This is a genomic window from Pseudomonas sp. TE36184 (assembly GCF_054060055.1).
On the sequence record NZ_JBSSCU010000001.1, the window covers coordinates 3,144,297 to 3,154,260 of the forward strand.

Consider the following 9,964-nt stretch of genomic DNA (forward strand, 5'->3'; position numbering starts at 1 on the left):
AAGGGCCCGGCATACCTCTGCGCGCGGCAAAAGTTCAAGCCAAAAAGCGCTGACCGATCAGTCAGGTATTTTTTCAGGCCAATAGCCATCTTCTCTGAACTTTTGAAAAAAGCCGCAGGTCACAACCAGTAAGCCATCACTTGGAACGGCCGTTTGAATAGGCGTTTCGTGCTTTACCGCCGGGCCCGCAGCCGCTGACCAGTGCGATGGATTTTGATGTTTTTGAGGCGTTATCCAATGGAGTTGAAGACGATGAAGACCAGCACTGCCAAATCCACGTTTAACCACCTGCGCGGGCTCAAACTGGCCGCGTTGGCCATCGGCACTAGCTTCGTCCTGGCGGGCTGCGCTGGCAACCCACCGACCGAGCAATACGCGGTGACTCAGTCTGCGGTCAACAGCGCAGTCAGCGCCGGCGGCACCGAGTTCGCCGCCGTGGAAATGAAGTCGGCCCAGGACAAGCTCAAGCAAGCCGAAATTGCCATGCACGACAAAAACTATGACGAAGCCCGTCGCCTGGCCGAGCAAGCCGAATGGGACGCCCGCGTCGCTGAGCGTAAAGCCCAGGCCGCCAAGGCTGAGCAGGCGGTGAAGGACTCGCAGAAAGCGGTTGATGAACTGCGCAAGGAAGGCATGCGCCCGGCTGCTATCCAACAGAAATAAGCCGCCGCCCCTTGGCTGCATCGCACCTGATATCGAATTGAAAGGACGACACGACTATGCGCAAACAATTGATGATCCCTGCCCTGCTGGCGATGAGCGTTGCTCTGGCAGCATGCTCCACTCCGCCGAACGCGAACCTGGAAAATGCACGGACCAACTTCTCGGCCCTGCAGTCCAACCCGCAAGCCACCAAAGTGGCGGCCCTGGAAACCAAGGACGCCAGCGAATGGCTGGACAAGGCTGACAAGGCTTACCGCGACAAGGAAGACCAGAAGAAAGTCGACCAATTGGCCTACCTGACCAACCAGCGCGTTGAAGTGGCCAAAGACACCATCGCGCTGCGCGAATCCGAAGCCAAACTGAAAAACGCCGGTGACGAGCGCGCCCGCGCCTTGCTCGATGCCCGCGATGCGCAGATCAAGCAACTGCAAGACAGCCTGAACGCCAAGCAGACCGAGCGTGGCACCCTGGTGACCTTTGGTGACGTGCTGTTTGCCACCAACAAGTCCGACCTGAAGTCCAACGGCCTGGTCAACATCACCAAGCTGGCGCAGTTCCTGCGCGATAACCCGGACCGTAAAGTGATCGTCGAAGGCTACACCGACAGCACCGGTTCCGACTCGTACAACCAGAGCCTGTCCGAGCGCCGTGCGGCTTCCGTACAGCGCGCACTGGCCCAGCAAGGCGTGGACATTTCGCGCATCGTGACCCAGGGCTATGGCAAGGAATACCCGGTGGCCGATAACGGCAGCGTTTCCGGGCGCGCCATGAACCGCCGCGTTGAAGTGACCATCTCCAACGACAACCAGCCGGTCAAGCCACGTTCGTCCGTCGCTTACTGATCGATGCTGGAAAAAAACCCACCTGAACGGTGGGTTTTTTTTGCCTGTCAGGCGCCGATCTTACGACCGTTGTCGCTGTCCGGCATCATCGCTTCCATGCCTTGGCGCCCGGCCATCATCTTCTTCAGTTTCTCCATATCCAGTTGATCGCCGGAACCGCCAGAGCCCGAGGAATCGCCACCGCCCTGAGCACCGCCACTGCCCTGAGCACCGCCACCGCCTTGAGCACCGCCACCGCCCTGAGCACCGTTGCTGCCTTCCAGTTTCTCCAGAAGCTTCTTGATCAGCTCGGCCCCCATCTTACCCGGCTGCTGCCCAACCTCTTGCAAGCCCCCCTGATCAAGGCTGTTCTGCCCATTGACCATGCCCATTGCTCTATCGAGTGCACTGATAGCCATACCGCTCTCCCGGATTTTTTCGTAAGGATTGTTATCAGCAACGCTGACAAGCCAATCAGTGGCGTCTTACGCAAAACGGTTCCAGAAATTTCAGGCCGGGCGGTACTGCGCGCAACGGTTTATTGCTGCAACTGTGGGGTTTCCTGACCGACGCAACGCACGGCCTGCTTTTTGTTGTTCACCAGCACACCGCTGAGGCCTTTTTGCTCGGTATCGAACATCACCAGCACGCCATCGACGCATTGCGCCACTTGCGCCGCCGGGGTCAGGGAGATCTTGTAGTCCTCGCCGGGCACGGTCTTGAGCATGGTGAAGTCGCTGAGCAGCAACGCGTCTTCCGGTTTGGCGAAATGCAGGTAGCCATAAAACCACAGGCAGCCGACGGTGCCGATGATGGTGCCGATACCGGTGAGGATCAGCGGGATCATGTTGCGTTCTTCGCTCATTGCGGGCTCTCTGATGAGTCAACTTTAGGAATAGGGTAATTCGGAATCTCGCCCAGGCGACGCAGGCCATTGAAGTGTTGCGGGTCGTCCAGATAACGCAGCATCACAGTTTGCCAGGTCTTGTCGGCAAAGGTCTGCACATGGCCGCCGCGGGTCAGTTGCAACACCCTGGGTGCGGGCGCGGCCTGATACAAGCGGATGCCATTGGACAGCGGCACGATCGGGTCATCGAGGCTGTGGAACAGCAGTTTCGGGACTCCGCTCAACTGGGGCATGCCATTGATCGCACTGTCGGCGTCGGGCACCAGCCAAGACAAGGGCACCTGAAACGGCCATGTTAACCAGGAGGTGCTCAGGGCGAATTGTCCTACATCACGATAACTGGCGGGCACGCCGTCCAGCACAAGGGCCTTGAGGTGGGCCTGCCGCTCGGGGTGGGCCGCCAGGTAATGCACGGCCAGCGCGCCGCCCAGGCTTTGGCCGAGGACGATCAACGGCTGGCCCTGGGTTTCGGGCGCCTTGTCGATCCAGCTGAAAGCCGCGTCGACGTCCTGATAGATCGCCGGCAGCGACGGCTTGCCTTGCGACAGCCCATAGCCGCGATAGTCCAGCAACAGCACTTGATAGCCCTGCTCCGGCAACCACCAACTGCCGCCCAGGTGCCAGGCCAGGTTGCCGCCGTTGCCGTGCAGGTGCAGCACCGTGCCCTTGAGCGGCACTCCCGGCTTGGCCGGCAGCCACCAGGCATGCAGCTTGACGCCATCGGCGGTGGTGAGCGTGACGTCGCGATACGCCAGGTGCGCCTTTTGCGGCGTGAACGGCAAGCCGGGCTCCGGGTAGAACAGCAGGGAGCTGCAGCCGTTCAGTGTGAGTAACAGGCAAAGAATGCCGAGGATTCTCATCCGTTGAAGCCTCGCTGATAGTCGAAATGTTCAGGCGTGTGCAGGTCCAACAAGGTGGGAGTACGCCCCCTCCCACCTTGTTGGACCGGTTGGGTCAGTTCAGCCTTTACAGGATGTTGGAGTAATCCGCCTCGATCCGATCCAGGCTCAAATGGTTGAGGAAGTTGGAGAAACACATCCACGCCGCCAGGGCGTTCATGTCGCGGAACTGCTCCGGCAGGTATTTGGGCGGCACCACCAGGCCTTCGTCGATCAGTTGGCGCAGGGTACGCATGTCTTCCAGGGTGGTCTTGCCGCAGAACAGCAACGGCACTTGTTCCAGCTTGCCTTTGCGCACGGCCAGCTGGATGTAGTTGTAGACCATGATAAAGCCCTTGAGGTAGGACAAATCCTTGGTAAACGGCAGACCGTTCGGCACCGAGCCGCGAAACACCCGGCTGGCGTTGCCGTAGCTCTCGGCCATTTCAAAACCTTGCTCGCGGAAGAACTCGAACACCTGCAGGAAATCGGCGCCCTCTTCCACCATGTGGATGGCACGGGTGCGGTTGGTCAGCTTGCGCAAGCGACTCGGGTAGGAGGCGAAGGTGATGATTTCCATCAGGATCGCCAGGCCTTCCTGGGTCACGGTCGACGATGGCGGGCCCTTGGACAGGAAGGTGCAGATCGGCTGGTTCAGGCCGTTGAGGGTGGTGCCCACATGCACCAGGCCTTCATGCACTTCGAGGGCGCGCACGTCGCGCTCGTTGAACATCGCATCGGCGCGGATCTTGATGTAGTCGGCCCCCGCCGCTGCGTCGGCGACGATGCCGTCGGACTCGAACACGCGGATGGTTTCCTCGGCCTCGCCAAACACCTTGTTCAGACGGGTTTGCAGCAGGCTGACCGCGTCCTTGGCGGTGAGGGTCTTGGCCTCGTCCTTCAGGTCGCCACGCACGTCGATATTGTTCAGGTAGTCGGAGAGCATCAGGCCGAGGTCGGCCAGGGTCGGGTCGCCGGCATGGAAGGCATCGGAGGCGGCGCCGTAGAGTTCCTGGGAAATCAGGCCGAAATCCTCGGTGCCGCGCGCTTCGAGCATACGCACCACCATGCGGTACTCTCGGCACATGCGGCGCATGATCTGCCCTACGGGGCTGAACTGGCCGAGGCGGCGGGTGATGTCGCGCTCGATGTTCTGAAACTCCAGCTTCACCGCGCTCGAATCGAACGACAGCGGCCGGTTCAGGTAGTAATCGCGGTCTACCGCGGGCATTGCCTTGCCCTTGGCCTTGAGGAAGCCTTGGCGAATGTTGTCGTCCCATTTCACTGCGTCGAGGACGCGGATCGGTGTTTGCGCCAGCACAATGCGATCGGACAAACTGCGTATCGTCTGCTGGTAATCGTCCACCCGGTACTTCCTCTTTAAACGTTATTTATCTGCACGCCGGTAGCGCGCAGCTTCAACGAACACATCGGCATTGGCCGGGTCATCCAGGTAGGCAAACACCTGATCCATCGAGCTGTCGACCAGTACGCCGGGGCCTTCCACGGTGTCCACGGTGCTGCCGTGCAACGACCGCTGCCCGATGGCCTGGTGAATTTGCTCGAGGTCGAGGTTATAGACCACCAATTCGTGCGTTTCGTCGAGTTCGAACCCCGCCAGGACGTAATGCCCACCGAGTTTGCCCGGCAACGGCGCCGACAGATACCAGCGATTGCCATGGCGCGAGACGCTGAACACATACTCATCACGCTGGCCGGGCTTGGCCTGAGGGTAGCTCACGGCTTTGTAGCGGTGTTTGCCGGCGCGGCTGATCTGCAGGTTGAGCGGCTCGCCCCAGGCATTCTTGCTCGTCCATTGGCCCACCAGCGCAGCGGGCGCCGCCTCGCTGGCCGGCAGCGGTTCCTTGAAGGTCACCAGGCAACCGCTGAGGAAGAGGAACGACAAGGCGACGACCGCGACACGCCAGGCTTTCATTGGACACTCCCGGTGTCAGACCGAGGCCAACACCAAATGCATGTAACGCTTGAGGATCTCAAGCATGTCGTCAGCGCTCAGCGGTTCCGCGCCGTCCAGCAGGCCCTGATATTCCATCCGACCGATAATCGCCGTCAACACTTTGGCATCCTGTTGCGGCTCGCGCGAGCCCAATACCTGGAAAAACTGCCCGGTGCCCTGCAACAGGATCTGCTGGTGAGAACGCACCAGCTCGGCCAGGCGCGGGTTGAGCAAGGCTTCCTGGCGAAAGGCCTGCTCGGCCATCAAGTACTCGCGACGATTGCTCAATTGGCGCTGCACGTAATCGGCGGTCAACCGCGCAATGTCATCGGCCAGTTGCGAACGCGACTCCGGGCTGCCATCGCCATACGCGACCATCTCGCGCAACAAACCTTCGTTACGCACCCACAGCTTGCCCATGAATGCGGCGCTGCGCTCGACGTATTGGGCGAAGGTATCGGTGAGCAGGTCATCGATGTCCTTGAAGTAATAGGTGGTCGCCGACAGGGGCACCCCAGCTTCCGCCGCCACGGCACGGTGACGCACGGCTCGCACGCCATCACGCACCACGATCCGCATGGCGGCATCGAGAATATCTTGCCTGCGTTGCTCGCTGCCCCGACGACTGGCCTTGCGGCCCTGGTACTGGACACTTTCAGCCACGGCAGCGGCAATGCCAGCGGCTCCTTCCTGAGCGATTACGCGGTTCACGACACACATCCTTGAAAAGATCAAAACCTGGCGCTGTTTGCTTGACGCTTATTTACGCCACATAAAAAAGCCGCCTTATAAAAGGCGGCTTCGGATTTCGCTACGGTTACGCTTGTGGCCGCATATGCGGGAACAAGATCACGTCGCGGATCGACGGCGAGTTGGTCAGCAACATCACCAGGCGGTCGATGCCGATGCCTTCGCCCGCGGTCGGCGGCATGCCGTACTCCAGGGCGCGCACGAAGTCGGCGTCGTAGTGCATGGCTTCGTCGTCGCCGGCGTCCTTGTCGGCCACCTGGGCCATGAAGCGCTCGGCCTGGTCTTCCGCGTCGTTGAGCTCGGAGTAGGCGTTGGCGATTTCGCGGCCGCCGATGAACAGTTCGAAACGGTCGGTGACGTTCGGGTTGTCATCGTTGCGACGGGCCAGCGGCGACACTTCGAACGGGTACTGGGTAATGAAGTGCGGCTGTTCCAGCTTGTGCTCCACCAGTTCTTCGAAAATCATCACCTGCAGCTTGCCCAGGCCTTCGAAGCCCAGCACCTTGGCGCCGGCTTTCTTGGCGATGGCGCGGGCCTTGTCGATGTCGGTCAGGTCGTCGGCAGTCAACTCGGGGTTGTACTTGAGGATCGAGTCGAACACCGACAGCCGCACGAACGGCTCGCCGAAGTGGAACACCTTGTCGCCATACGGCACGTCGGTGCTGCCCAGGACCAGCTGCGCCAGTTCGCGGAACAGTTCTTCGGTCAGGTCCATGTTGTCTTCGTAGTCGGCGTAGGCCTGGTAGAACTCCAACATGGTGAACTCAGGGTTGTGCCGGGTCGAGACGCCTTCGTTGCGGAAGTTGCGGTTGATCTCGAAGACTTTTTCGAAGCCGCCGACCACGAGGCGCTTGAGGTAAAGCTCCGGCGCGATCCGCAGGAACATTTCCATGTCCAGCGCGTTGTGGTGGGTTTCGAACGGCTTGGCTGCGGCACCACCGGGGATGGTCTGCAGCATCGGCGTTTCCACTTCCAGGAAGTCACGCTTCATCAGGAAGGCGCGGGTGTGGGCAATCACTTGCGAACGCACGCGGAAGGTGTGGCGCACGTCTTCGTTGACGATCAGGTCAACGTAGCGCTGGCGATAACGCTGCTCGGTGTCGGACAGGCCGTGGTGCTTGTCCGGCAGCGGGCGCAGGGATTTGGTCAGCAGGCGCACGCTGGTCATTTCAACGTACAGGTCGCCCTTGCCGGAACGGGCCAGGGTGCCTTCGGCGGCGATGATGTCGCCCAGGTCCCAGGTTTTCACGGCGGCCAGGGTTTCTTCCGGCAGGGTCTTGCGGTTGACGTAGACCTGGATGCGCCCGGACATGTCCTGGATCACCATGAACGAGCCACGGTTGAGCATGATGCGACCTGCCACCTTGACCGGGATCGCAGCCTCTGCCAGCTCTTCCTTGGTCTTGTCCGCGTACTGTTTCTGCAAGTCTTCGCAGTAGGCATCGCGGCGGAAGTCGTTGGGGAAGGCATTGCCCTTGGCGCGCTCGGCAGCAAGCTTTTCCTTGCGCAGGGCGATCAGGGAGTTTTCTTCCTGTTGCAGGGCTTGCGGGTCGAGTTGTTGGTCGCTCATGTCTTTAAATTTTCCATCACAGGTTCGTTGCCCCCGCCACTGACGGGGGACTTGAGGTCGGGCTGGCGGTTTACAGCCCCGATTTCAGGCTGGCTTCCAGGTATTCGTCGATGTCGCCGTCGAGCACCTTGTCGCAGTCGCTGCGTTCGATGTTAGTGCGCAGATCCTTGATCCGCGACGCGTCCAGAACATAGGAACGGATCTGGTGACCCCAGCCGATATCCGACTTGGTGTCTTCCAACGCCTGGGAAGCGGCGTTGCGCTTCTGCATTTCCTGCTCGTACAACTTGGCCCGCAGCATTTTCATGGCGGTGTCCTTGTTCGCGTGCTGGGAACGTTCGTTCTGGCAACTGACCACGGTGTTGGTCGGCACGTGGGTGATACGTACCGCCGAGTCGGTGGTGTTTACGTGCTGGCCACCGGCACCGGAGGAGCGATAGGTGTCGATCCGCAGGTCGGCCGGGTTGATCTCGATTTCCACCTTGTCGTCGATCTCGGGCGAGACGAACACCGCGCAGAACGAGGTGTGGCGGCGATTGCCGGAGTCGAACGGGCTCTTGCGCACCAGGCGATGCACACCGATCTCGGTACGCAGCCAGCCGAAGGCGTATTCACCCTTGATGTGAACGGTGGCGCCTTTGATGCCGGCGACTTCACCGGCCGACAGCTCCATGATGGTCGCGTCGAAACCGCGTTTGTCGGCCCAGCGCAGGTACATGCGCAGCAGGATGTTGGCCCAGTCCTGGGCTTCGGTGCCGCCGGAACCGGCCTGGATGTCCAGGTAGGCGTTGTTCGGGTCCATTTCGTGGCTGAACATGCGGCGGAATTCAAGCTTGGCGAGGTTTTCCTCGAGACGGGCCAGCTCGGCGACGACATCGCCTACCGCGCCTTCGTCGTTTTCTTCGACAGCCATGTCCAGCAGGTCGCGGCAATCGGCCAGACCGGTGTTCAGTTCGTCGAGGGTGTCGACGATCTGCGCCAGCGCTGCGCGCTCGCGGCCCAATTCCTGGGCGTATTCGGGTTTGTTCCAGACACTCGGATCTTCAAGCTCGCGATTGACTTCGGTCAGACGCTCATGCTTTTGATCGTAGTCAAAGATACCCCCGAATAGTTTCGGAGCGCTCGGACAGGTCCTTGATGGTGTTAAGGATCGGGTTGATTTCCATGGCGGGCAGCACTCGTTGGCGAACTTTTGAAAGCCGACGAGTATAACGACAAACGTGCGCAAACGGCAGTCCGCTTGGCGAAAAGGCAGGTTCAAGAACAGTGAAAATCCACTGTGAGAGGGGGCTTGCCCCCGATGGCGGTGTGTCAGCCCTACACCCGGTGACTGTCACACCGCCATCGGGGGGCAAGCCGAGTCGTCGCGCCGCCCCTCGCACATGTGGACCGGCACTGGCCTCGGATCACTCGATACCGACTTGATTGCGCCCGTTGTTCTTGGCCGTATACAGCCCCTTGTCCGCCGCCATGATCAACTGGCGGCAATCGGTGCCTTGCACCGGCGTCATGGTCGACAGGCCGATGCTGATGGTCAGGCTCGCGCCCTCGGCCGGGGCGATGTGCGGGATTTTCAGGGCGGCGACGGCCATGCGCAGTTTTTCGGCGACCAGCCGTGCGCCACCCGGCGAAGTGCTCGGCAGAACCAGGGCGAACTCTTCGCCGCCGTAGCGCGCCGGCAGGTCCGAAGGCCGGCTGCTGGCTTCGCGGATGCTGGCGGCAACCTTGCGCAGGGCTTCGTCGCCTTCAACGTGGCCGAAGCTGTCGTTGTAGGTCTTGAAGAAGTCCACGTCGATCATCAGCAGCGACAATTGGGTCTGGTCCCGCATGGCGCGGCGCCATTCCAGTTCCAGGTATTCGTCGAAATGCCGGCGGTTGGACAGCCCGGTGAGGCCGTCGGAGTTCATCAGCCGTTGCAGTACCAGGTTGGTGTCCAACAGTTGCTGCTGGCTGACGCGCAGCGCGCGATAGGCCGCATCACGCTGCAACAGGGTCATATAGGAGCGCGAGTGATAGCGGATACGCGCCACCAGTTCGATGTTGTCCGGCAGCTTGACCAGATAATCATTGGCGCCGGCCGAAAACGCCGCGCTTTTGATCAGAGGGTCTTCCTTGGTGGAGAGCACAATGATCGGGATGTTCTGCGTGGCCGGGTGGTTGCGGTATTCGCGCACCAGCGTCAGGCCATCCAGGCCGGGCATCACCAAGTCCTGCAGAATCACCGTGGGTTTGATGCGGATCGCCTGGGCGATGGCCTGGTGCGGGTCGGCGCAAAAGTGGAAGTCGATGTTTTCTTCATGGGCCAGGCCACGCCGCACGGCTTCGCCGATCATGGCCTGGTCGTCGACCAGCAACACCATGGCGGCATTTTCGTCGGTCTTGATGCCGTCGATCTGTAAATCATTCATCTGCAATCAC

At 60.8% G+C, this 9,964-nt stretch carries 11 protein-coding genes; 2 read left to right on the plus strand and 9 right to left on the minus strand.

The annotated features are described in order from the left end of the window. Positions 1-237: 237 nt before the first annotated feature. Positions 238-663 (plus strand): DUF4398 domain-containing protein, encoded by a 426-nt coding sequence (locus ACVWZP_RS14095; RefSeq protein WP_026139763.1) that lies wholly within the window; start codon positions 238-240, stop codon positions 661-663. Positions 664-719: 56 nt separating this feature from the next. Then, the gene (locus tag ACVWZP_RS14100) at positions 720-1,505 is read left to right on the plus strand and encodes an OmpA family protein (RefSeq protein WP_017844704.1); all 786 of its coding nucleotides are present in this window, start codon (positions 720-722) and stop codon (positions 1,503-1,505) included. A 47-nt stretch (positions 1,506-1,552) separates the two neighbouring features. On the opposite strand, the gene ACVWZP_RS14105 is transcribed toward ACVWZP_RS14100, so the two are convergent. The 9 genes from ACVWZP_RS14105 to ACVWZP_RS14145 form a co-directional block, all read right to left on the minus strand. Further along, entirely contained in the window at positions 1,553-1,903 is a 351-nt protein-coding gene (locus ACVWZP_RS14105; RefSeq protein WP_046384486.1) for a hypothetical protein, read from the minus strand. Positions 1,904-2,022: 119 nt separating this feature from the next. Then, positions 2,023-2,349, minus strand: coding sequence for a hypothetical protein (locus ACVWZP_RS14110; RefSeq protein ID WP_017844702.1), 327 nt, complete (start codon positions 2,347-2,349; stop codon positions 2,023-2,025). Then, positions 2,346-3,251, minus strand: a complete 906-nt coding sequence (locus tag ACVWZP_RS14115; protein WP_046490139.1) for an alpha/beta hydrolase — start codon at positions 3,249-3,251, stop codon at positions 2,346-2,348. The genes ACVWZP_RS14110 and ACVWZP_RS14115 overlap by 4 nt, the downstream gene beginning before the upstream one ends. Positions 3,252-3,357: 106 nt before the next feature. Continuing rightward, positions 3,358-4,635 (minus strand): flavohemoglobin expression-modulating QEGLA motif protein, encoded by a 1,278-nt coding sequence (locus ACVWZP_RS14120; protein WP_017844700.1) that lies wholly within the window; start codon positions 4,633-4,635, stop codon positions 3,358-3,360. Between the two features lie 21 nt (positions 4,636-4,656). Continuing rightward, on the minus strand, positions 4,657-5,205 hold the full coding sequence (locus ACVWZP_RS14125; protein WP_169881960.1) for a hypothetical protein: 549 nt from the start codon (positions 5,203-5,205) through the stop codon (positions 4,657-4,659). 15 nt (positions 5,206-5,220) lie between these two features. After that, the gene (locus ACVWZP_RS14130) at positions 5,221-5,937 is read right to left on the minus strand and encodes a TetR/AcrR family transcriptional regulator (RefSeq protein ID WP_017844698.1); all 717 of its coding nucleotides are present in this window, start codon (positions 5,935-5,937) and stop codon (positions 5,221-5,223) included. Between the two features lie 106 nt (positions 5,938-6,043). Continuing rightward, the gene (gene lysS, locus ACVWZP_RS14135; protein WP_024073787.1) at positions 6,044-7,546 is read right to left on the minus strand and encodes a lysine--tRNA ligase; all 1,503 of its coding nucleotides are present in this window, start codon (positions 7,544-7,546) and stop codon (positions 6,044-6,046) included. 70 nt (positions 7,547-7,616) lie between these two features. Next, positions 7,617-8,712, minus strand: a protein-coding gene (gene prfB / locus ACVWZP_RS14140; RefSeq protein ID WP_098100956.1) for a peptide chain release factor 2 whose coding sequence is annotated in 2 segments (ribosomal slippage) — positions 7,617-8,639 and positions 8,641-8,712 — 1,095 coding nt in all. Because the reading frame shifts where the segments join, the coding sequence is not laid out codon by codon here. A 240-nt stretch (positions 8,713-8,952) separates the two neighbouring features. Continuing rightward, positions 8,953-9,954 (minus strand): response regulator, encoded by a 1,002-nt coding sequence (locus ACVWZP_RS14145; RefSeq protein WP_046384488.1) that lies wholly within the window; start codon positions 9,952-9,954, stop codon positions 8,953-8,955. Positions 9,955-9,964: the final 10 nt, after the last annotated feature.

What these genes read in the sequence shown, in the direction of transcription:
- ACVWZP_RS14095 (WP_026139763.1), top strand. Translation starts at nt 238, where the DNA reads ATGGAGTTGAAGACGATGAAGACCAGCACTGCCAAATCCACGTTTAAC.
- ACVWZP_RS14105 (WP_046384486.1), bottom strand. Translation starts at nt 1,903, where the DNA reads ATGGCTATCAGTGCACTCGATAGAGCAATGGGCATGGTCAATGGGCAG.
- ACVWZP_RS14110 (WP_017844702.1), bottom strand. Translation starts at nt 2,349, where the DNA reads ATGAGCGAAGAACGCAACATGATCCCGCTGATCCTCACCGGTATCGGC.
- ACVWZP_RS14115 (WP_046490139.1), bottom strand. Translation starts at nt 3,251, where the DNA reads ATGAGAATCCTCGGCATTCTTTGCCTGTTACTCACACTGAACGGCTGC.
- lysS (WP_024073787.1), bottom strand. Translation starts at nt 7,546, where the DNA reads ATGAGCGACCAACAACTCGACCCGCAAGCCCTGCAACAGGAAGAAAAC.
- ACVWZP_RS14145 (WP_046384488.1), bottom strand. Translation starts at nt 9,954, where the DNA reads ATGAATGATTTACAGATCGACGGCATCAAGACCGACGAAAATGCCGCC.
- ACVWZP_RS14125 (WP_169881960.1), bottom strand. Translation starts at nt 5,205, where the DNA reads ATGAAAGCCTGGCGTGTCGCGGTCGTCGCCTTGTCGTTCCTCTTCCTC.
- ACVWZP_RS14100 (WP_017844704.1), top strand. Translation starts at nt 720, where the DNA reads ATGCGCAAACAATTGATGATCCCTGCCCTGCTGGCGATGAGCGTTGCT.